The sequence below is a fragment of the Thioalkalivibrio sp. ALE30 genome (genome assembly GCF_000377465.1).
Taxonomy (GTDB): domain Bacteria; phylum Pseudomonadota; class Gammaproteobacteria; order Ectothiorhodospirales; family Ectothiorhodospiraceae; genus Thioalkalivibrio.
Genome location: NZ_KB898174.1, coordinates 159,980 through 180,577 on the forward strand (window position 1 = coordinate 159,980; position 20,598 = coordinate 180,577).

Consider the following 20,598-nt stretch of genomic DNA (forward strand, 5'->3'; position numbering starts at 1 on the left):
GTCGGCGCCTATCCTACTGCCCGGGCCGCACGAGGTACACCGAGCCGCTATCATGGTGCCTCCCGATTACTCCGAGACGCGCATGAGCGAGCCCTTTCACGAACTCCCCTGGCCCGCCAACCCGGATGGCGAGCCCCGACGCATCGGCGTGGAGATCGAGATGGCCGGGGTGTCGCTGGAGACGATGGCCGAGACCGTGAAAGGCGAGTTCGGGGGCCACGTCGAATCGGACAGCGCCTTCGTCTTCCACGTACGCGACACGGACGTCGGCGACTTCCAACTGGAGCTGGACGCCCGGGTACTGAAGGACCGCGGCTACCGCGAACACCTCGCGCGCCTGGGCATCGAGCTGGACGACTCGGACGAGGCCGCGCTGGAGCGCTGGCTCGCGGACGCCGCGGGCCGCCTGGTACCGCACGAGATCGTGGCGCCGCCGATCGCGGCGGCTGACCTCCCCCGCCTGGACCGGGTGCGCGCCGCCCTGCAGCAGGCCGGCGCACTGGGTACCGAACGCTCGTTTCTCTATGCCTTCGGGCTGCAGATCAATATCGAGGTGCACCGCACCGATGCCGAGTGGCTGCTGGCAATCCTGCGCAGTTTCCTGCTGATGGTGGAAGTGCTCACTGCGGCGGGCGCCATCGACCTGGCGCGGCGCCTGTCGCCCTACATTCGGTCTTTCCCCGGCCCGTTTGTACGCTACGTGCTGGACCCGGACTTTCGTCCCGACCGGGAGGGCCTGATCGACGCCTACCTGGCGCACAACCCGACCCGCAACCGCCCGCTGGACCTGTTGCCGCTGTTCGCCCACCTGGACCCCGGCAGGATCGACGCGGCCCCGGTGGAACACGAGCTGATCAAGCCGCGGCCGGCCTTCCACTACCGCCTGCCCAACTGCGAGATCGACGACCCGGACTGGAGCCTCGCGCGGCCGTTCAACGGCTGGGTCGAGGTCGAGCGCCTGGCGGCGGACCCGGAACGCCTGGAGCGCCTGTCGCGGGAATATCTGGAACGCCCCGGCCAGGCCCTGGGCCGCTGGGCCGACGACTGGAGCCAGCGCCTCCGTGACTGGTTCTGAGCCCGACCGCACGACCACCGATACCGTGGCCGATACCGCACCGCCGCGTCCACGCCGCCCGGTGATCGCCATTACCGGACCCGACCAGGGCGGCGGGCCCGCCTGGCTGTTTACAGCGCTCGCGGTCTGGCGCGCCGGCGGCCGTCCGCTGCGGCTGCGCCCGGGCAAGCCGCGCGGTCACCGGCGCTTCGATGGTCTGGTGGTGGGCGGCGGGGCGGATGTGGATCCCGAGCTCTACGGCGAGACCCTCCCCGAGGGACCGGATGCGGCTGCCATCCGGCAGGCGGAGCGACGCCTGTCGCAGCGCCTGATCGGCTATCTATTCTACCCGGCCCTGTGGTTACTGCGCCGGCTGTTCCAGTCCCATGGCGGTGTACTGGACACCGACCGCGACCGGCTGGAGAAGGCCCTGATCCATCGCGCACTGGACGAGCACCGCCCGATCCTCGGCATCTGCCGCGGGATGCAACTGGTCAACGTGGTACGTGGCGGCACCCTGCATCGCGACCTGGCCGAGTTCTACGTGGAAACCCCGCAGGCCCGCAGCCTGCTGCCGGTCAAGCCGGTGGAGCTGGACCCGCGCAGCCTTCTGGCCGACATCCTGGGCGACACGACGCTCCACGTGAACGCGCTCCACAACCACGCCGTCAATGACCTGGGGTGGGACCTCAAGATCGCCGGCCGCGAATCGACCGGCGTGGTCCAGGCCATCGAGGCCGAACACGACTGGTGCATCGGCGTGCAGTGGCACCCCGAATACCTCCCACAGAAACGCCGCCACCAGCGCCTGTTCCGCGCCCTCGTCCAAGCCGCCACCCAAAACGGCTAAAAGACTGATTCACCACGAAGCCCACGAAGGCACGAAGAAAGCCGATTCACAGGAAGTCTGGAAGAAGAGAAGGTTTGCAGGTGAAGGGTCGAGTGCGTGACGGTCGCTCAAGGCACCATATCAACGTGCTGCTGGAGGCCGTCGCATCAGCCTTCTTCCGGTCTTAAAACCTTCCTGTGAATCGCTTTTGACCTGGCCTTTCTTCGTGCCTTCGTGCGCTTCGTGGTGAAACCCGTCCTTCGAAGTGGGCTCAGGTGGGATAGGGCACGGCCAGGCCGCCGAGGCCGCAGTAGCCGTTGGGGACCTTGGCGAGGTACTGCTGGTGGTAGTCCTCGGCGAAGTAGTGCGCCGGGCCCTCGGCGATCTCGGTGGTGATCGCCCCGCGCCCGGCGGCGTCCAGCGCGGCCTGGAAACGCTCGCGGCTGGCTTCGGCAGCCGCGGTTTGCTCAGGGTCGGTGGTGTAGATTGCCGAGCGGTACTGGGTGCCGACATCGTTGCCCTGGCGCATACCCTGGGTCGGGTCGTGCCCCTCCCAGAAGGTACGGAACAGGGCGTCCAGCGAAACCTTCCGCGGGTCGAACACCACCCGTACCAGTTCGGTGTGCCCGGTCTGGCCGCTGCAGACCTCGCGATAGGTCGGGTTCGGGGTATAGCCGCCGCCGTAGCCCACGCTGGTGGAGTACACGCCCTCCTGCTGCCAGAACAACCGCTCGGCACCCCAGAAACAGCCCATGCCGAAATGGATCACCTGCATGCCCTCGGGGTTCGGCGGGGCCAGCGGCGTCCCCAGGACCATGTGGCACTCGGGGACCGGCATTGGCTCCTCGCGCCCGGGCAGGGCCTGTTCGGGTGTCGGCATGCGCGGCTCGGAAAAGGCGAACATCGGCGGCTCCGTCAGTCGGCCGGGACGAGCCGGATCAGCTCCCCCGGGTTGTGGTCGGTCAAGATATAGATGGCCCCGTCATGGACGCGCACGTCCCGCACGCGGCGTTCGAGATCCGGCAGCACCTCGCTCTCGTTGACCAGCTCGCGCCCATCGAAGGTCAGCCGGCGAAGGGTCTGATGTGCCAGGCCGCCCACGAGCAGATCGCCGTCCCAGTCGGCAAAGGCGGGATCGCGGAGGATCGCCATACCCGCAGGGGCGATGGAGGGCGTCCAGTGATGCAGGGGCGATTCCATCCCCTCCTTCTCGGTCAGGCCTTCGCCGACCTGCCCGCCGGCATACTCCCGGCCGTGGGTAATGACCGGCCAGCCGTAGTTCAGCCCGGGCTCGATGATGTTCACCTCGTCGCCCCCGCGCGGTCCGTGCTCGTTCTGCCAGAAGGTGCCAGTCTCGGGATCCATCACCATGCCCTGCGGGTTGCGCACCCCCCAAGCCCAGATCTCGGGGCGGGCATCGGCATCTTCCACCAGCGGATTGTCGTACGGGACGCGGCCGTCATCATGCAGCCGGATGATGCTGCCGATATGGGTCGAGGTGTCCTGGGCATGATCGCGCTGGCCACGATCCCCCACGCTGATATATACGTAGCCCGCGTCATCGAACACGATGCGGCTGCCGAAGTGGCGCCCCCCACGCACGCCCGGCTCGGCCGTGAACAGCGTCTCCACGTCCTGGAGTTCGCCGTCCTGGAAACGTGCGCGCGCCAGGCGTGTGGTGAGCCCGCCATCCACGGCTGCGGAATAGGTGAAGTACAGCCAGCGGTTCTCGGCGAAGTCGGGATGCAGCGCGAGGTCCAGCAGGCCGCCCTGGTTGCGCGCCTGCAGGTCGCTCGGAACACCGGACACCAACTCGCCCCGGCCGTCGAAAGACCCGGCGTCCTCGAACCAGCGCAGGGTGCCCGGGCGCTCGCTGATCAGCGCCCCGCCCTCCGGCAAAAACGCAATGGCCCAGGGGTGATTAAGTCCCTCATGCAGCACACTGGCTTGCAGGCCGTGCTCCCCGGCACCGAGCCCCTCGGCCGAGACCCCGGAGGATCCGGTACAGGCCATCACCAGACCGGCCAGCACGGGCGCCAGGGTGAGGCGGCTCGTCTTCATCGTGCGCGTCTGCATGGTTCACCTCCTTGGAAAATGCGATGCCTGCGGGGCGGGATACCGCTGGAGACTTGGGCGGCACGGCCAGGAGCCGTGCATCATTCATATCCCTTTGGGATGCCGCGGGGGCCTACGGGTTCCCCGGCTGACAGACCGGACACCAGTAGGTCCCACGCAGGTGCTCGCCCAGTCGGGCATATTCGACCGGTGCCCCGCACTGGTGACAGGGCTCACCCCGACGACCGTAGACGTTCAGGAACGCCCCCGCCTCCGCACGCTCGCGGGTAATCCGCGGCCCCGGCTTCACATTGCGCCGCAGCAGGCGCTCGGCATCGCGGTACAACCCGCACAGCATGGCCTCCGGCACCTGTGCCAGAGGGCGCAGTGGATGGCACCCCTGCAGGAACAGCACCTCGGACTTGTAGATGTTGCCGATCCCCGCCGCCAGGGACTGATCCAGCAGCACATCCACGATCGGGCGGGCTGAATCGGCACGATCGCGTACCCGGGCAACAACCGCATCCAGGTCAATCGCCGGGTCCAGCAGGTCGGGGCCCACCCGCGCATCCAGCCGGGGAACGTCCCGTGCGCCGTCCGCGCGCGGACGCCACTGCAGCTCACGCGGGTGGAAACAGACCAGCACGCGATCCGGCAGGCCCAGCACCGCCCACGCCCCGGCCGCCGGCTTGTGCCACGCCGCGCCCGGCGCATACTGGTGCCAGGTCCCGTACATCCCAAGATGGCTGCGCAACTGCCAGCGCCGCCCGTCCGCCGCCTCCAGGTCCAGCAGCAGGTGCTTGCCCCGGGCCTGCACGGCCTCCGCGGTCATCGCGCCGTGTTCCAGTAACGGATCTCCGCGGCGCACACGGGTGGCGACCCGGCTCAGCGCCACCCCCTCGAGCACGGGCCGCAGCGCCGCCGCCAGCTTGTGGATCGTATCGCCCTCGGGCATGGCACCCCATCTCCTTGAGCCGCATCCGGATCAAACGAATGCAATCGGGAACGCTGAGGCCGCCCCCCTTGAATGATTGGCACTCTTGGGCCAAATTCGGAAAACTTGTCAAGGTACAGGGAGGTACCTAGAATGAAAGATAGATCCGCCCTCGGCAGTAAGCCTTCTCTCAATGATTCAGGGAAGGCCGACCCCGAGGGCTCTTTGTTTCTGCGCCACGCAAGTCCTGCCGTGACTGCGGTGCTGGTCGACGCCGGCTTCTTTCTGGTTCGAAGCCGACGCATTTTCGGCAAGCAAGGCCCGGAAGAAACCGCGAAAACCCTCCACGGTCTCGCCCTTGATCATCTCAACGCCCCACGCAATGGGCCGCGGGTTTCCCGCCTCTATCGCATATTTGTCTACGACGCCCACCCGTCGAACTGGAAAGGACACACCCCACTAGGCAAGAGCCCTGTCGACTACGGCAGAAGCGAGGTCGCCGTATGGCGGCGGGCATTCCATGACGCACTTCGCAGCCAGCGAAAGGTCGCTTTGCGGCTCGGGGAGCTGCCGACCAACCATGTCCACTGGCGCCTGAAGCAACACGCGCTGCATGCACTCTGCCAGGGAGCGCGCGACTGGACGGACATCACCGACGCCGATTTCCACCTCGACCTGCGCCAAAAGGGCGTGGATATGCGATTGGGCATTGATATCGCCGCATTGTCGTTCAAGCAACAGGTGAATCAGATCATCCTGGTCTCGGGCGACTCCGATTTCGTTCCAGCCGCCAAACTGGCACGACGGGAAGGGATCGATTTCATCCTCGACCCCATGTGGGCAACCATCCGCCCGGACCTGCACGAACACATCGACGGTCTGAGAAGTGTTTGCCCGCGCCCGACGCCTGCGACTCCCTGACACCACCCAATAGCGCATGAAGGCGGTGGCTGATCAGCGCTTGCGGTCGGGGTACCGGCGCGGCTCGCCGGCGGGGCGGGTGCGGAACAGGCGCATGGACCACAGATACTGCGCCGGGGCCTGTTCGATGCCGCGTTCCACGGCTGCGTTCATATGTCGGGCATCCGCCTCGTCGTCGCCGGCGGGATAGTCCTCCAGCGGCGGCCACAGGCGCATCACGTACTGATCCGCCGCGGGGTCGTACCAGGCGAAGCTGGGGAGCACCGCGGCCTTCGACATGCGCGTCAGGCGCGCCAGCGCGGTCAGCGTGGCCTTCTTCACACCGAAGAAGTCGACGAATACGGCGCCCTCGGCGCCCAGGTCCTCGTCCGGCAGGTAGTAGAAGAAGCGCCCGCGCTTGAGCTGGCGGATGGCCGGGCGCAGGCCCTGGTCACGGGCGAAGATGTCGCCGGAGTAGCGGGTGCGGCTGCGGTGGTTGATCCATTCCAGCACCGGGTTCTTCATCGGCTTGGCGAAGGACACGCCATCGAACATCTGGCTCATGCGCACGCCACCGTAGTCCAGCGCCAGTGAATGCGGCGCGAGGATGATCACCGGGGTACCGGCCGAGCGCAGGCGCTCGTAATGTTCCAGGCCCTCGATGCGGATACGCGCGGCATGCTGCCCCGGCTTGCCGAACCACAGCAGGCCATAGTCCAGCACGGTCTGTGCCTGGTAGCGGTAATAGGCCTCCAGGCGTTGCATGCGTTCGGCGGGGCTCAGCTGCGGGAAGCACAGCTCCAGGTTGCGTTCGGCCACCGCGCGACTGCGCCCGGCAAAGCGCCGGATCAGCCGGCCCAGGCCACGGGCCAGGCCACGCACGGCCGGGCGCGGCAATTCCTGCAACACCCAGGCCAGGCCCAGCAGCAGCCAGCTGCCCCAGTAGCGCGGGGCGAAGTGGGCCGCGGTCAGCGGGGCCTGGTAGGCGCCGGCGTCCTCGCTCCGGCTTCGATCGTCGTCGGCTGCGCTCATGCGCCCCCGGAGCCGTCGCCCGACCCGTCCGTGGCGGCCTGCTGCTTGCGCGCGCGCTTGGCGAAGACCTCCATCTCCTTCACCGCCTGCAGGTCGCCCTTCTCGGTGGCGACGCGAATGCCGCGCTCGCAGGTGGACAGCGCCGCCTCGGGGCGCTCGAGCTGGACCAGCGTCTTCGCCAGCAGCTTCCACGCCGCGGAATAGCCGCCGTCCAGCTCCAGCGCCCGTTCGAGATGCGGGACGGCGGCCTCGAGCTGACCGTCGGTCGCCAGGGCGTTGCCCAGCGAAAAACGCAGCATGGAAGAGTCCTGTCCGCCATCGAGCATGTTCTGGAAACGTTCGATCATGTCGCTCATGGGGCACCTCCCGCGCCGCCGGTCAAACGATGCGTTCAGGCTAACGCCGCCAGAAGGCGGGCGACAGAAGCACCAGCACGGTAAAGATTTCCAGCCGCCCCATCAGCATGGCGAACACCAGCACCCACTTGCTGAAGTCGTTGATTCCGGCATAGTTCGCCCCGACCTCGCCCAGACCCGGCCCGAGGTTGTTCAGCGTCGCCGCGACCGCCGAGAACGAGGTGACCTGATCCAGCCCGGTCACCATCAACAACAGCATCATCACGACAAACACCATCACGTAGGCGGCGAGAAAGCCCCACACGGCCTGGACCACGCGATCCGGCGCCTCCTTGCCATTCACCTTCACGGTGATCCGCGCATGCGGGTGGATCAGCCGCTTGATCTCGCGCAGCCCCTGCTTCATCAGAAGCAGCACACGGACCACCTTCATACCGCCCCCCGTCGATCCGGTACAGGCGCCGATAAATGACAGGAAGATCAACAGCACCGGCAGGAAGCCCGGCCACAGGTAGAAGCTGTCGGTGGCGTAACCCGTCGTAGTCGCGATCGACACCACATGGAACAGGCCCTTGCGCAGGGCCTCCGTGGTGTCGCTGGCGAAGCCGGTCGCGAGCATGAAGATCACCACCACAACGCTGGCTCCGGCCAGCAGCAGCAGGTAGGTCCGCAGTTCCTCGTCGCGGCGATAGGGGGCGACGGTCGCCCGGTGGATCACCAGGAAGTGCAGCGCAAAGTTCATGCCCGCGATGATCATGAACACGATGGCAACGCTTTCGATCAGGGCGCTGTCGAAATGACCGATGCTCGCGTCATAAGGTGAAAACCCGCCGATTGCCACGGTGGAGAAGGCATGCGCGACGGCATCGAAGGCATCCATGCCGGCGGCCCAGTAGGCCAGCGCGCAGGCCACGGTCAGGCCCAGGTAGATGTACCAGAGGTTGCGCGCGGTCTCGGCGATGCGCGGGGTGAGTTTATTGTCGCGGATCGGCCCCGGGGTCTCGGCCTTGAACAGCTGCATCCCGCCGACGCCCAGCAGCGGCAGGATGGCCACCGCCAGCACGATGATGCCCATGCCCCCCATCCACTGGAGTTGCTGGCGATACCACAGGAGCGAGCGCGGCAGGTCGTCCAGCCCGGTCAGCACCGTGGCCCCGGTGGTGGTCAGCCCGGACATCGACTCGAAGGCCGCGTCGGTAAAGGAGATCTGCAGGCTCGGATCGAGGAACAGTGGGGTCGCGCCCGCGATGCCCAGCCCCAGCCAGAACAGCACCACCAGGATGAAGCCGTCGCGCGCCTGCAGTTCCTGACGCATCCGGTACAGCGGGGCCCACAGCAGCCCGCCGATCAGCAGGAGCAGGGCAAAGGCCTGCAGGAACACCAGCGCGGTGGCCTCCCCGTACAGGAAGCCGATGGCCGCCGGCGGCAGCATCGCCAGACTGAACAGCGTCAGCAGGACGCCCAGCAACCGGGCGGTGGAGGCGAGATGCAGCATCGGCGCCGCCTAGGGAAACACTGATGAATGTACGCACTCGCGCTCGAGTCGCTTGTGCGTGCGAACAAGGCGCGGTGACTGCCGTGCAGTCATTCTGCACAAGGGAGCCGCAACGCGGTTCCCACGCAAAAGCGGCCGAGCCCCGCGGGGTTGGGACCCCAGGTTCCCCGATCCTGCATTACGGCCCTTGCCTGTAGAACCACTACCGGCTGCGCACCGTGCCTTGTCTCGGAAAACCTGGGGTCTCAACGCGAGTGTGTACATTTATCAGTGTTTCCCTAGAAGAACAGTGCCGTGGGCTGGAACAGGCGCTGGACCTGCTTCACCTTGCGCCGGTCGGTCACGAACAGGATCACATGGTCGCCGGCCTCGATGACCGTGTCCCGGTGCGGGATGATGACCTCCTCCTCGCGGACCACCGCGCCCAGGCTCGTACCCTCGGGGAAGTCGATCTCGTCGACCCGCCGCCCGACCACCTGCGAGGTGCGCGCATCGCCGTTGACCACCGTCTCGATCGCCTCCGCCGCCCCGCGCCGCAGGGTATGCACGGTGGCAGTACCACCCTCGCGCACCCGCGCCAGCAGGGCCCCGATGGTCGCCTGCTGCGGCGAGATCGCGACATCGATGGTCCCGCTCTGCAGCAGGTCCACGTAGCTGGGGCGATTGATCAGCGACATCACCTTGCGCACGCCCCAGCGCTTGGCCAGCATCCCGGCAAAGATATTCGCCTGGTCGTCGTTGGTGACCGCGCAGAACACATCGCTGTGCTCAACGTTGATGGACTCGAGGAAGCGGTCATCCGAGCTGTCCCCGTGCAGCACCAGCACATTGCTGGGCAGCGTCCGCGCCAGGTGGTCGGCGCGCTCGGAGTCACGCTCGATCACCTTGACCCGGTAGCGCTTGCTGAGCGTCTCGGCGAGCCGCTCGCCGATGTTGCCGCCGCCCGCGATCAGGATGCGCTTGTAGGGCTTCTCCAGCTTGCGCAGCTCCGAGGTCACCGCGCGGATGTTCTTCTTGGCGGCGACAAAGAAGACCTCGTCGTCCGCCTCGATCACCGTGGAGCCATCCGGCTGAATCGGCCGGTCCTTGCGGAAGATCGCGGCCACCCGGGTATGGATCCCGGGCATGTCGCTTTGCAGGTTCTTCAGTTCGTGGCCGACCAGCGGCCCGCCGTAGTAGGCCCGCACGCCGACCAGCGAGACGCGGCCCTCGGCGAATTCCAGCACCTGCAGCGAGCCGGGGTGCTCGATCAGCCGCTGGATGTGGCTGGTCACGATCGCCTCGGGCGAGATCAGCATGTCCACCGGCATCGCGTCCTGGGCGAACAGCGCCGGGGTCTCGTGGTAGTCGCGCGCCCGTACCCGGGCGATCTTGGTCTCGATATTGAACAGCGTGGACGCCACCTGGCAGGCGACCATGTTGGTCTCGTCGGAATTGGTCACCGCGATCAGCATGGACGCGTCCCGCGCCCCGGCCGCCTCCAGCACCGACGGGTGCGCAGCGAAGCCGTGTACCGTTTTTATGTCGTAGCGGTCTTCCAGATCCGCCAGCATCTCGGCGCGGTAGTCGACCACGGTGATGTCGATCCCGTCGGCGCTCAGCGCCTCGGCCAGCGACTGGCCGACCTGACCGGCCCCGAGGATGATGATGTGCTTCATGCGCCTCCCGTCCCGGAGCGGATTCAGCTATCGGATTTTACGCGCTTGGGGTCGATCCCCAGCGCCTTGAACTTGCGATACAGATGGGTGCGTTCCAGCCCCACCCGTTCCGCCAGGCGCGTCATGTTGCCCTCGGAGCGCTCCAGCTGCTGCTGCAGGTACTCGCGCTCGAACTGCTCGCGCGCCTCGCGCAACGGCAGATCGGGGATGGCCACCGTGCCCTCGCCGGCCTCCTCGGCGCGCTGCGGCTGCCCGCTGAGGGTGCGTTCCACCTCATCGCGGGTAATCTCGTCGCCGGAGCCCAGGATCATCAGCCGCTGCACCAGATTGCGCAGTTCGCGCACATTGCCGGGCCAGTGGTACTGCTGCAGCCGCTCCAGTGCCGGGCGCTGGAAGGCGCGCACCGGCAGGCCCTCCTGCTGGTGCAGGTGGCGCATGTGGCATTCCAGCAGTTCCGGGATATCCTCCGGGTGCTCGCGCAGCGGCGGGATCGCCAGCGGCAGGACATTGAGCCGGTAGTAGAGGTCCTCGCGGAAGTGGCCCTGCTCCACCGCCTCGGCCAGGTCGTACTGGCTGGCCGCGATCACGCGCACATTCACGCTGATCGGCTGGTTGCCGCCGATGCGCGTGATGCGCTGGGTATCCAGCGCGTGCAGCAGCCGCCCCTGGGTCTGCAGGTCCATCTCCGCGACCTCGTCGAGGAACAGCACGCCGCCCGCCGCCTGCTCCAGCAGGCCGTAGCGCACATGCTCGCCCTGCTCGCTGCCGAACAGCTCGGCGATCGCCTCCTCGCCGGACAGCGAACCCACCGAGACCACGATGAACGGGCTCTCGCGCCGCGCGCTGCGCGCATGCAGCAGGCGCGCGAAGGTCTGCTTGCCCACCCCCGGCTCGCCGGTGATCAGCACCCAGGTATCGTGCTGCGCCATGCGCTGCACCTGGTCGCGCAGGTTCACCATGGTGGCGCTGCTGCCGACCGGGTCGTGCACGGTGCCGGCATGGCGTTTCAGGCCCACGTTCTCGCGCTGCAGGCGCGCGGCCTCCAGGGCGTTGTTCAGGGTGATCAGCAGCTTGTCGATGGACAGCGGCTTCTCGATGAAGTCGTAGGCCCCGAGCCGCGTGGCATCCACGGCGGTCTCGACATTGCCATGGCCGGAGATCATCACCACCGGGCAGGGCAGGCCCTCGTCGTCGCTCCACTCCTTCAGCAGCGAGATGCCGTCGCCGTCCGGCATCCAGACATCCAGCAGGATCAGGTCGGGACGGCGGCTGCGGCGCTGGGCCTTGGCCTCGGCCACGGAGCCCGCGAGCGCCACCTGATAGCCCTCGTCCTCCAGCACATCCTGCAGCAGCATGCGGATGTCCGGCTCGTCGTCGACCACGAGTATGTAGGCTTCGCTCATTCGGGCTCCTCGTGAACCACCGGACCATGCTCCACCGGGATGCGGATGCGGAAGACTGCTCCATGCCGCCCGGATTCCGCATTATGGCACTCAATCATGCCGCCATGCTCCTCCACGATCTTCTGTGCGACCGCCAGACCGAGACCGGTTCCACGCGGTTTGTCGGTGGTGTAGGGCTCGAAGATGCGTTCGAGGAACTCCGGCTTGATGCCGGGACCGGTGTCGGTCACCCGCAGCTCGATGTGCGGACCCGCCGGGTCGTCGAGGTAGGCAGTGGCCACATGCACCTCCATGTCCTCGTGGCCCTTGCCCGCCTCCAGCGCGTTCTTGATCAGGTTGTGCAGCAGCTGGCGCAGGCGCCCGGCGTCGCCATGGATCCGCGGCAGTTCCGCATCCAGCGTGACATCCACGCGCGAGCGGCCGTCCTGGTCGAGGTACAGCTCGCAGACATCGCGGATCAGCTGGTTCAGGTCCACCGAGGCGCGCTCCAGCTGCGGCGCCTGGGCATAGTCGCGGAAGGCGTTGACCAGGGTCTTCATCGCCTCCACCTGCTGCACGATGGTGCCGGTGGCACGGTCCAGCACCTCGCGGTCGGCTCCCTCCAGCACCTTGCCCAGGCGCCTCGAGAGGCGCTCGGCGGAGAGCTGGATCGGCGTCAGCGGGTTCTTGATCTCGTGTGCCAGACGCCGCGCCACCTCGCCCCAGGCCGCGTCGCGCTGGGCCTTCAGGAACTCGGTCATATCGTCGAACACGATGGCGTGCAGGCCGCGGCTGGAGCCCGAGGTCGGCAACCACACCGCGCGGGTCATCAGTACCTTGCGCCCGCTGCGGGTAAAGACGACCACCTGACGCGACCATTCGGCCTCCTGGCGCACCAGGGCGTCGCTGATCGCCTCGAAGAACTGTGCGACCAACGGGCACTCGTCACCCAGCTCGGACATCACCCGGGTGCGCGCGCCCTGCAGGTCGCATTCCAGGATCTCGCTGGCCGCGGCATTCGCCGTGCGCAGGCGCAGGCTGCCATCCAGCGCCAGTACGCCGGAGCGCAGATGCTGCAGCACGCTCTCCAGATAGGCGCGCTCGGCGTCCAGCAGGCGGCGGTTGCGCTCGGCCTCGTCGCGCGCCTCGTTCAGGGTACGGGTCATGGTGTTGAACGACTGCACCAGGAAGCCCAGTTCGTCGGCGCGCTGCACCGCGAGGCGCGTGCTGTAGTCGCCCTGCGCCACCATGCGCGTGCCCTGCACCAGATCGGAGATCGGGCGCACCATGCGCCGCGCCACCAGCAGTCCGGCCCACAGCGCGGCCATCAGCGAGATCGCCAGCGCCAGTGACAGGGTAAACACAAAGCCCTGGATCATCGGCCCGCGCAGGTAGGCGAACTCGCGGTAATCGGCGAAGGCGTCCTGGACCCGCAGCGACAGCGCACTCATGCGCGGATCCACCGGGTAGATGCCCTGCAGGATGCGATTCTCCGAGCCCGGGCGGCGACTGCTGGTGGTGGCCACCACGCGGATGATCAGCGAGCCGTCGGACTGCGGCTCCAGGCGCGAATACGGCTGCTCCGGGCGCACCCGCATCAGGATGTCGGAGCCCGGCGGGGTCGGCAGACGGCGGATCGGGCTGTCGGTACTGGAGGCGATGATGCGGTTGTTGGAACCGACCAGCGTCAACTCCTGCGCCCCGACCTGGCGGCGATAGTCGTTCAGCGCCAGCGGAACCAGGCCTTCCGAGACCCCCTCGAGGTCGCTCATCAGTTCCTGGGTCTCGGTCGCCAGCTGGCGCACCCGCAGATCCAGCGACGAGCGCGACAGCTCCAGCGCATCCTCCAGCGCCGACTCCACGCGCACGTCGAACCAGGAATCCACGCCCTCGTTCAGGAACTTGAAGGAGAAGTAGTAGACGACCGACACCGGCAGCACGGCCACCAGCATGAACACCGCCACCAGGCGCAGCGTCAGGCGGCTGCCGGGCACCCCGCGGCGATACTGGATCGCCATGCGCACGAGCTGATAGATAATCAGCCCGCCCAGCACCACCAGCACGGCCACATGGAACACCAGCAGCCACAGGAACACCTGTTCGAAGCGCGCCTGGTTCTGGGCCGCATCGCCCATCACCACCAGCGAGGTCAGCAGCAGCGCGAACAGGAGCCCGATGCCGAGGAGCCCCCACGGGAAGCCTCTTAGGGAAACGCTGGTCAACGTACACCCTCGCGTTGGTATCCCAGGTTTTCCGAAACAAGGCGCGGTCCGCAGCCGGTAGCCATTCTACCGGCAAGGGCCGCAACGCCGGATCGGGGAACCCGGGGTACCAACCCCAAGGGGCTCGGCCGCTTTTGCGCGCGCAAAAGCGACTCGAGCGCGAGCGTGTACGTTGACCAGCGTTTCCCTAATCCAGCGACCATCGCCGCCACTCCTGTCGGGTCGTCAGATCACCGCGCAAACCGGCATCCAGTTGCAAAGGCAGCGGCAGCGCGGAATACACCAGCGTCAGCCGCGCCGCGAGATCGAACTCGCCGGGATTCTCGCGCACCGCGTCCGGAACCTCGTCCAGACGCAGCCGCCCCAGCCGCCGGGCGACCAGGTCCAGGGCATCCCCCAGGGTCGGTTTCAGGTCCATGCGCTCGTCGGTCACCGCGGTTACCAGATAGTGCCGGTTCAGGGCGAAGTATTGCAGCTGGACGCGACGCGTCTCGCTGGCAAGGGTATCGCGCCCGACCCGCCGGCCGCGTTCCAGCCGCGTCTGCGCCTCGAACTCCAGCGTCACACCGTTGGCCAGGGCGTCCTCCAGCACCGCGGGCAGGCGCATGTCGATATCGAGGCGCACCAGCACGGTGGCATCATCCAGCCACATGTGATTCGCGGCGCGGATCTCCACCGCGCTCGCCGTCACCGGCAGCGCCAGCAGGGCCAGCAGCCCGCACAGCGCCGTCAGGGGCCCGCCCCGCCACGATGAACGCCCCGGCATCAGGGGGCCTGCTTCTCCAGTAGTGCGTAATAGAAGCCGTCCCCGTCCTCGAGCCCCAGCGGCAGCGATACACCTGCCGCGCGGGGCTTGCTGCCGGGGATGGCGTACTCGCCCTCCAGCGGCCGAGCGCGGGCATCCGCGGTCGCCGCGACGAACGGGGCGACCACCGCCTCGTTTTCCGGCGACAGCAGCGAACAGGTGGCATACAGCAACCGGCCGCCCGGGCGGAGCAGCTTCCAGGCGCCGGCCAGCAGGCGGGCCTGCTCCGCCGCCAGGCGCGGGATGTCATCGGCCCGGCGCAGGGTCTTGATGTCCGGATGACGCCGGATCACGCCGGTGGCGGAACAGGGAACATCCAGCAGGATCGCGTCGAAGGGCTCGCCGTCCCACCAGTCATCGGTGGCGTCCAGATCCGCCGCGACCAGGCGGGCGTCATAGCCCAGCCGGTCGAGGTTCTCGCGTACCTGTTCCAGGCGTTCGGGGTCGTTGTCCAGCGCGGTCAGATCCAGATCGCCACCCGCGTGTTCCAGCAAATGCCCGGTCTTGCCGCCGGGTGCCGCACAGGCGTCCAGCACCCGTTCGCCGGGCCGCGGCCCCAGCAGCGGCCCGGCCCATTGCGCCGAGGCGTCCTGGACCGAAAGCGCCCCGTCAGCGAACCCCGGCAGGGCGGCCACATCGACCGGGTCATCCAGCGTCAGCGCGCTGGCCAGCGCCGGGTGCGCGCGCCCCGGGATACCGGCGGCGGACAGGGCCTCCAGCGCCGCTTCGCGACTGCCGCGGTGCAGATTGACCCGCAGGGTCATCGGCGCGGGGCGGGTCGAGGCCTCCAGCAGCGTCTCCCAGTCCTCCGGCCAGGCATCGCGAATCGCCTCCAGCAGCCATTCCGGGACCGCATAGCGCAGCACCGGGTCGCCCTCGATCCGGCTCGCCAGTTCGTCCTGCTCGCGCAGGGCGCGGCGCAGTACCGCGTTGATCAGGCCCACCGCGCCAGGGCGATGGATCTCGCGCGCCAGCTCGGCGGTCTCGCGCACCGCCGCGTGATCGCGCGTCCCGAAATGCAGCACCTCGGCCAGTCCCTGCGCCAGCAGCACACCAATCACGGCATCCTTCTTGCGCAGCGGCCGATCCAGAAAGCCATCGACCAGCCCCGCCAGCTGCGGGTACCAGCGCAAGGTGGTGTAGGCGAGCGCCTGCACCCAGGCGGCATCGCGCGCCGCCAGCCCTTCGGTCACCAGCTCCACCGCCCGGGTCAGCGACTGCCCCTGCAGCACTACGCGCTCCACCGCCTCCAGCGCGCGCTGACGCGGCGAGCGCGAATCCACCCGCGAGGGCACCACGCGTTTCGGCTTGCCCGCCATCAGACCGCCCCGGTCAGGGTTTGGCCGGGCAGGTCCGCATTGCGGGCCCAGTCCGCCGCCGCGACCGGCCGGCGCCCGGGCAGCTGCACGGTCCGCAGGCGCAGGACGCCGTCGCCGGTGGCCACATCCACGCCCTCCGGCCCGGCATCCATGATCGTTCCGGGCGTCGCATTCGCCGCGACCTCCAGCGGGGTCGCCGCGTAGACCCGCAGCGCCTGCCCCTGCCAGCCGGCCTGCGCCACCGGCCAGGGGTTGAAGGCCCGCACCTGTCGATCCAGGGCCGCGGCCGGCTGCGACCAGTCCATCCAGGCCTCCTGTTTCTCCAGTTTGCGGGCGTAGCTGGCCTGCGCATCATCCTGGGGCCACGTTGCGGAGGCGCCCGCAGCAATCGTCGGGAGCTGTTCCACCAGCAGATCCGCCCCCTCGCGGGCGAGGACATCGTGCAGCTCCCCGGTGGTGGTCTCCGGTGTGATCGGGACGCGACGGCAGGCGTGCACCGGGCCGGTATCCAGCCCCGGGGCCATCTGCATCAGGCAGACCCCGGTCTCTTCGTCCCCCGCGAGGATCGCGCGATGGATCGGCGCCGCGCCGCGCCAGCGCGGCAGCAGCGAGGCATGGATATTGAGCCCGCCCAGCGGCGGGATCGCGAGTACGGCGCGGGGCAGGATCAGCCCGTAGGCCGCCACGATCAGGATGTCCGGGCGCCAGGCGGCAAGTTCGGCCTGGGCCTCGGCGGATTTCAGGCTCTCCGGCTGCACCACCGGCAGGCCGGCGGCCTCGGCGACCTGCTTGACCGGGCCCGGACGCAGCTTGCGCCCGCGCCCCGCCGGTCGGTCCGGCTGGGTATAGACCGCGGCCGGGGCATGCCCGGCGTCGATCAGGGCCTGCAGCGCGGGAACCGCGAAATCCGGCGTCCCGGCATAGACAATGCGCAGGGACTCGACGTCCGTGTCCGCCACTCCCATCAGACCGCGGGGACCGCGGTCTTGTCACCGGCTCCGGAGCGCCCGCCCTGCTTCTCCAGCTTCTTGCGGATGCGGCTGCGCTTCAGGCTGGACAGGTAATCGACAAACAGCTTGCCGTCGAGGTGGTCGATCTCGTGCTGGATGCACACCGCCAGCAGGCCATCGATGTCCAGCTCGAAGGGCTGGCCGTCACGCCCCAGGGCACGCACGCGAATCCGGTCGGCGCGCTGCACCTTCTCGTAGAAGCCGGGCACGGACAGACAGCCCTCGTCCATTTCCTCCTCACCGGAGGTCTCGAGGATCTCCGGGTTGATCAGGGCATGCGGCTCGCTCTGGTCCTCGGAGACATCCGCGACCAGCACACGCTTTTGCACGTTGATCTGGGTGGCGGCCAGACCAATGCCGGGCGCGGCGTACATGGTCTCGAACATGTCGTCCACCAGGGTGCGGATTTCGTCGTCCACCTTGGCGACCGGCTCGGCCTTCAGCCGCAGCCGGGGGTCGGGGAAGTGCAGGATTTCACGCTTGGCCATGAAAAAACCTCAAACTTTGTACTGTACAGATGTCGCAATTCTGCTAACGTTGGACCGCAATATCCGCGGAATTGCGTCATCCGATTGGGGGCCGGGCCACAGGAAGGCTCGGGGAGCGCGCGGACCTGACAGGGGACACCAAATGTACAAGACCAGGGCCACCACGACCTTCGTTCTGCCGGGCATTCTGTTCAGTGTAACGCTGTTGCTGGGCGCCTGCGCGGCCACACCCGAGAACGGCGGCGGCGAAACGACCGCCTCCGATTCCGGCACGGCGCAGGCCGAAGCCCGCCCGGCGCGCGAAGCCCAGGATGAACGCTCGACCCCCAAGGCCGAGCCGGAGATCCGCGAATCCGCGCCCGAACGCTACGTCGTGAAGAAGGGCGACACCCTCTGGGACATCTCCGCGATGTTCCTGCAGGACCCGTGGTACTGGCCGGAGATCTGGCTGGTCAACCCGGAGATCGAGAATCCCCACCTGATCTATCCGGGTGACGTGCTGAGCATCCACTACGTGGACGGCCGGCCGCGCATCACGGTCGACGGCGGGCCGCGGGTGCGCCCGACGCATCGCCTGTCGCCGGAAGCACGGGTGGTGGAGCGCGACGAGGACGTCTCCCCGATCTCCACCCTGCAGTCGTTCATGTTCCGTCCACAGGTGCTGGACGAGGAAACCCTGGAAAACGCCCCCTACATCCTCGCCTCGCAGGACGAGCGCGTGATCTTCGGCCCAGGCGACCGGGTGTATGTGCGCAACGCCGAGGACACCGAACGCTACGAGCTCTATCACATCGTTCGCCACGACGGCGCGCTGACCGATCCGGACACCGGAGAGGACCTGGGCGTCGCCACCCTGCCGGTGGGCGAGGCCGAGATCATCGAGCCGGGCAACGTCGCCCGCGCCGACATCCGCAAGGGCGAGCGCGAGGCCATCCGCGGTGACCGCCTGGTCCCATACGCCGAAGAGCAGGACATGCTGTTCGACATCGGGCGCCCGCCGGCTGGTACCGAGGGCACGATCATCTCGCTGTTCGACGCCCTCAGCCAGATCGGCCAGCTGCAGGCCGCCATCATCAACCGTGGTGAACGCGACGGCATCGAGAACGGCCAGGTCTTGACCGCCTTCACCGCCGGGCGCGAGGTCCGCGACCCGATCAGCGATCGCGCCAACGAGGTGGTCACCCTGCCGGAAGAGGAAGTCGGCACCGTCATGGTCTTCCAGACCTTCGAGAAGGTGTCCTACGTGCTGGTGACCGAGGCCGAGCGCACCCTGCGCGAGGGCGACAAGGTTCGCACCCCCTGACCGGGCCTGCGGCCAGGCTGCATGCGTGATGCCGGCGCGACAGCCGCCCCGCACGAGGACTGGCTGCAACTGATCAACACCCCAGGCCTCGGCCCGCGGCGCATGCTGCAACTGGTCGAGGCCTTCGGCTCCCCGGGCAACGCCCTGGCCGCCCCCGCGGCCGAATGGCAGCGCGCGGGCGTCGACCTCAAGCTGGACACCACCGCCCATAAAGCCCGCGAGGCCGGGGCGCAGGCCGACCAGGCCTGGCTGGATGCCGACCCCCGGCACACATTGCTGTGTCTGGACGACCCCGACTACCCGCCCCTGCTGGCGGAACTCCCCGACCCGCCCCCGGTGCTGTACCTGAACGGCGCGCGCGAGCTGCTGCGCAGCCCGCAGGTGGGCATCGTCGGCAGCCGCGAGGCCACCCCGCAGGGCGAGCGCCTCGCCACGGAATTCGCCCGCGAGCTGGCCGGGGCCGGGCTGACGGTCACCAGCGGCCTGGCCCGGGGCATCGACGGCGCCGCCCACGAAGGCGCCCTGGCCGCGCCCGGCGGGCGCACCATCGCGGTCGTGGCCACCGGGCCCGACCGCATCTACCCCGCCCAGCACCGGCGCCTGGCGCACCGCATCGCGGACCATGGCCTGGTGGTCTCGCTGTGGCCCACCGATACCCGGCCGCTGGCGCGGAACTTCCCGCAGCGCAACCGCGTGATCAGCGGCCTGTCACTGGCGACCCTGGTCGTCGAGGCGGCGCTGAAGAGCGGATCCCTGATCACCGCACGGCTGGCTGCCGAACAGGGGCGCCAGGTCTATGCCGTCCCCGGTTCGGTGCTGAGCCCGACCAGCCGCGGCTGCCACCGGCTGATCCGCGATGGCGCCCAGCTGGTGGAGTCGGCCGAGGAGATCCTGGATGACCTCGCGGACTGGCTGGGCGTCGCGCCCGATGCGCCTCCGGCCGCGGCCGAACCCGCCTCCGACCCGCTGGATCCGGAGCAGGAACGCGTACTGAACGCGATGGGATTCGACCCGGTCCCGCTGGAAACCCTGCGCGAACGCACCAAATTGACCATCGAACAGCTTTCATCCATGCTGGTTTTGCTTGAACTCCATGGCCGTGTGGCCGCCCTCGACCACGGGCGTTACCAGCGCCTCGACGCAGGATCCCCCGAATCATGAACGAGAATGTGCTGGATGTGCTCATGTATCTCTTCGAGCACACCATCGACGAGGAATCCGACGAGGAGCCGGACCGCTCGGAGCTGGAACGCCACCTGGTGGAGGCCGGCTTTGCCCGCCGCGAGATCGACCGCGCTCTGGGCTGGCTGGACCGCCTGATGAGCGAGGCCCCCCTGGCCGGGCGCGGCGGCGACGGCGCCGCCCAGCGGATCTATGCCCCGGAAGAGCAAAAACGCCTGGATACCGAGGCCCATGGCTTCCTGCTGCACCTGGAGCAAAACGGCCTGCTGACCGCCGGCACCCGCGAGCTGGTGCTGGACCGCGTAATGGAGCTGGACGCCGAGGAGATCGACCTCGACCAGCTGCGCTGGGTGGTGCTGATGGTGCTGTTCAACCAGCCCGACGACGCGATCGCCTACTCCCGCCTGGAAGAGGTCATGCGCGACGATTCGGGCCCCAGTGCCGTGGATTATCTTCACTGATTGCCCCGTCTTCCGGTGGACACACGGTAGCCACAGACATTTTCCTCCTCTAGTCTTTAGCGCCCGTGAACCCGGTTGCATGCGCGCAACCGCCACCGCCCCGACACGGAACC

General features: G+C 68.2%; 19 protein-coding genes. 6 read left to right on the top strand and 13 right to left on the bottom strand.

The genetic code is table 11. The features are described from left to right. Positions 1 to 52: 52 nt before the first annotated feature. On the top strand, positions 53 to 1,075 hold the full coding sequence (locus D107_RS0111060; RefSeq protein ID WP_018881476.1) for an amidoligase family protein: 1,023 nt from the start codon (positions 53 to 55) through the stop codon (positions 1,073 to 1,075). Next, positions 1,062 to 1,904, top strand: a complete 843-nt coding sequence (locus D107_RS0111065) for a gamma-glutamyl-gamma-aminobutyrate hydrolase family protein (RefSeq protein ID WP_018881477.1) — start codon at positions 1,062 to 1,064, stop codon at positions 1,902 to 1,904. The genes D107_RS0111060 and D107_RS0111065 overlap by 14 nt, the downstream gene beginning before the upstream one ends. A gap of 250 nt (positions 1,905 to 2,154) precedes the next feature. On the opposite strand, the gene msrA is transcribed toward D107_RS0111065, so the two are convergent. From msrA to D107_RS0111080, 3 genes are all read right to left on the bottom strand, one after another. Next, positions 2,155 to 2,787: a peptide-methionine (S)-S-oxide reductase MsrA gene (gene msrA / locus D107_RS0111070; protein ID WP_018881478.1), complete on the bottom strand. Its 633-nt coding sequence runs from the start codon at positions 2,785 to 2,787 to the stop codon at positions 2,155 to 2,157. Positions 2,788 to 2,798: 11 nt separating this feature from the next. Next, complete coding sequence (locus tag D107_RS0111075; RefSeq protein WP_018881479.1) at positions 2,799 to 3,959, bottom strand: PQQ-dependent sugar dehydrogenase; 1,161 nt, start codon at positions 3,957 to 3,959, stop codon at positions 2,799 to 2,801. A 112-nt stretch (positions 3,960 to 4,071) separates the two neighbouring features. After that, complete coding sequence (locus tag D107_RS0111080) at positions 4,072 to 4,893, bottom strand: DNA-formamidopyrimidine glycosylase family protein (protein ID WP_018881480.1); 822 nt, start codon at positions 4,891 to 4,893, stop codon at positions 4,072 to 4,074. A gap of 132 nt (positions 4,894 to 5,025) precedes the next feature. Between D107_RS0111080 and D107_RS0111085 the strand changes: the two genes are divergently transcribed. Continuing rightward, positions 5,026 to 5,793 (top strand): NYN domain-containing protein, encoded by a 768-nt coding sequence (locus D107_RS0111085; RefSeq protein WP_018881481.1) that lies wholly within the window; start codon positions 5,026 to 5,028, stop codon positions 5,791 to 5,793. 33 nt (positions 5,794 to 5,826) lie between these two features. Here D107_RS0111085 and D107_RS0111090 read toward each other — a convergent pair whose 3' ends face one another. The 10 genes from D107_RS0111090 to def form a co-directional block, all read right to left on the bottom strand. After that, a complete protein-coding gene (locus tag D107_RS0111090) occupies positions 5,827 to 6,804 on the bottom strand; it encodes a lysophospholipid acyltransferase family protein (RefSeq protein ID WP_018881482.1) in 978 nt (325 codons plus the stop codon). Then, entirely contained in the window at positions 6,801 to 7,160 is a 360-nt protein-coding gene (locus D107_RS0111095; protein WP_018881483.1) for a tetratricopeptide repeat protein, read from the bottom strand. Before D107_RS0111095 ends, D107_RS0111090 begins: the two co-directional genes overlap by 4 nt. A gap of 40 nt (positions 7,161 to 7,200) precedes the next feature. After that, entirely contained in the window at positions 7,201 to 8,655 is a 1,455-nt protein-coding gene (locus D107_RS0111100) for a TrkH family potassium uptake protein (RefSeq protein WP_018881484.1), read from the bottom strand. Positions 8,656 to 8,933: 278 nt separating this feature from the next. Further along, on the bottom strand, positions 8,934 to 10,313 hold the full coding sequence (gene trkA, locus D107_RS0111105; RefSeq protein WP_018881485.1) for a Trk system potassium transporter TrkA: 1,380 nt from the start codon (positions 10,311 to 10,313) through the stop codon (positions 8,934 to 8,936). 23 nt (positions 10,314 to 10,336) lie between these two features. After that, positions 10,337 to 11,716, bottom strand: a complete 1,380-nt coding sequence (locus D107_RS0111110) for a sigma-54 dependent transcriptional regulator (RefSeq protein WP_018865481.1) — start codon at positions 11,714 to 11,716, stop codon at positions 10,337 to 10,339. Continuing rightward, complete coding sequence (locus tag D107_RS0111115; RefSeq protein ID WP_018865480.1) at positions 11,713 to 13,917, bottom strand: ATP-binding protein; 2,205 nt, start codon at positions 13,915 to 13,917, stop codon at positions 11,713 to 11,715. The genes D107_RS0111110 and D107_RS0111115 overlap by 4 nt, the downstream gene beginning before the upstream one ends. Positions 13,918 to 14,104: 187 nt before the next feature. Further along, positions 14,105 to 14,683 (bottom strand): DUF4390 domain-containing protein, encoded by a 579-nt coding sequence (locus tag D107_RS0111120; protein WP_018865479.1) that lies wholly within the window; start codon positions 14,681 to 14,683, stop codon positions 14,105 to 14,107. Then, the gene (gene rsmB, locus D107_RS0111125; protein ID WP_018881486.1) at positions 14,683 to 16,041 is read right to left on the bottom strand and encodes a 16S rRNA (cytosine(967)-C(5))-methyltransferase RsmB; all 1,359 of its coding nucleotides are present in this window, start codon (positions 16,039 to 16,041) and stop codon (positions 14,683 to 14,685) included. The genes D107_RS0111120 and rsmB overlap by 1 nt, the downstream gene beginning before the upstream one ends. Continuing rightward, positions 16,041 to 17,006 carry a methionyl-tRNA formyltransferase gene (fmt, locus tag D107_RS0111130; protein ID WP_018878611.1) on the bottom strand — a complete coding sequence of 322 codons (966 nt, stop codon included), beginning with the start codon at positions 17,004 to 17,006 and terminating at the stop codon, positions 16,041 to 16,043. The genes rsmB and fmt overlap by 1 nt, the downstream gene beginning before the upstream one ends. Continuing rightward, complete coding sequence (gene def / locus D107_RS0111135) at positions 17,006 to 17,539, bottom strand: peptide deformylase (RefSeq protein ID WP_018881487.1); 534 nt, start codon at positions 17,537 to 17,539, stop codon at positions 17,006 to 17,008. The genes fmt and def overlap by 1 nt, the downstream gene beginning before the upstream one ends. Positions 17,540 to 17,681: 142 nt before the next feature. On the opposite strand from def, the gene D107_RS0111140 reads away from it, so the two are divergent. From D107_RS0111140 to D107_RS0111150, 3 genes are read left to right on the top strand one after another with little or no spacing between them, the layout of a single operon-like run. Beyond that, a complete protein-coding gene (locus D107_RS0111140) occupies positions 17,682 to 18,842 on the top strand; it encodes a LysM peptidoglycan-binding domain-containing protein (protein WP_018878612.1) in 1,161 nt (386 codons plus the stop codon). A gap of 21 nt (positions 18,843 to 18,863) precedes the next feature. Further along, on the top strand, positions 18,864 to 20,003 hold the full coding sequence (gene dprA / locus D107_RS0111145) for a DNA-processing protein DprA (RefSeq protein ID WP_018878613.1): 1,140 nt from the start codon (positions 18,864 to 18,866) through the stop codon (positions 20,001 to 20,003). Then, positions 20,000 to 20,485, top strand: coding sequence for a DUF494 family protein (locus D107_RS0111150; RefSeq protein WP_018865473.1), 486 nt, complete (start codon positions 20,000 to 20,002; stop codon positions 20,483 to 20,485). Before dprA ends, D107_RS0111150 begins: the two co-directional genes overlap by 4 nt. Positions 20,486 to 20,598 lie beyond the last annotated feature (113 nt).

Bases quoted from the DNA above. Each gene is read 5' to 3' on its own strand.
- D107_RS0111150 (WP_018865473.1), top strand. From the start codon at position 20,000: ATGAACGAGAATGTGCTGGATGTGCTCATGTATCTCTTCGAGCACACC.
- D107_RS0111100 (WP_018881484.1), bottom strand. From the start codon at position 8,655: ATGCTGCATCTCGCCTCCACCGCCCGGTTGCTGGGCGTCCTGCTGACG.
- D107_RS0111075 (WP_018881479.1), bottom strand. From the start codon at position 3,959: ATGCAGACGCGCACGATGAAGACGAGCCGCCTCACCCTGGCGCCCGTG.
- D107_RS0111140 (WP_018878612.1), top strand. From the start codon at position 17,682: ATGTACAAGACCAGGGCCACCACGACCTTCGTTCTGCCGGGCATTCTG.
- D107_RS0111110 (WP_018865481.1), bottom strand. From the start codon at position 11,716: ATGAGCGAAGCCTACATACTCGTGGTCGACGACGAGCCGGACATCCGC.
- trkA (WP_018881485.1), bottom strand. From the start codon at position 10,313: ATGAAGCACATCATCATCCTCGGGGCCGGTCAGGTCGGCCAGTCGCTG.
- D107_RS0111120 (WP_018865479.1), bottom strand. From the start codon at position 14,683: ATGCCGGGGCGTTCATCGTGGCGGGGCGGGCCCCTGACGGCGCTGTGC.
- D107_RS0111085 (WP_018881481.1), top strand. From the start codon at position 5,026: ATGAAAGATAGATCCGCCCTCGGCAGTAAGCCTTCTCTCAATGATTCA.
- D107_RS0111090 (WP_018881482.1), bottom strand. From the start codon at position 6,804: ATGAGCGCAGCCGACGACGATCGAAGCCGGAGCGAGGACGCCGGCGCC.
- def (WP_018881487.1), bottom strand. From the start codon at position 17,539: ATGGCCAAGCGTGAAATCCTGCACTTCCCCGACCCCCGGCTGCGGCTG.
- dprA (WP_018878613.1), top strand. From the start codon at position 18,864: ATGCGTGATGCCGGCGCGACAGCCGCCCCGCACGAGGACTGGCTGCAA.
- msrA (WP_018881478.1), bottom strand. From the start codon at position 2,787: ATGTTCGCCTTTTCCGAGCCGCGCATGCCGACACCCGAACAGGCCCTG.
- D107_RS0111080 (WP_018881480.1), bottom strand. From the start codon at position 4,893: ATGCCCGAGGGCGATACGATCCACAAGCTGGCGGCGGCGCTGCGGCCC.
- fmt (WP_018878611.1), bottom strand. From the start codon at position 17,006: ATGGGAGTGGCGGACACGGACGTCGAGTCCCTGCGCATTGTCTATGCC.
- D107_RS0111095 (WP_018881483.1), bottom strand. From the start codon at position 7,160: ATGAGCGACATGATCGAACGTTTCCAGAACATGCTCGATGGCGGACAG.
- rsmB (WP_018881486.1), bottom strand. From the start codon at position 16,041: ATGGCGGGCAAGCCGAAACGCGTGGTGCCCTCGCGGGTGGATTCGCGC.
- D107_RS0111060 (WP_018881476.1), top strand. From the start codon at position 53: ATGGTGCCTCCCGATTACTCCGAGACGCGCATGAGCGAGCCCTTTCAC.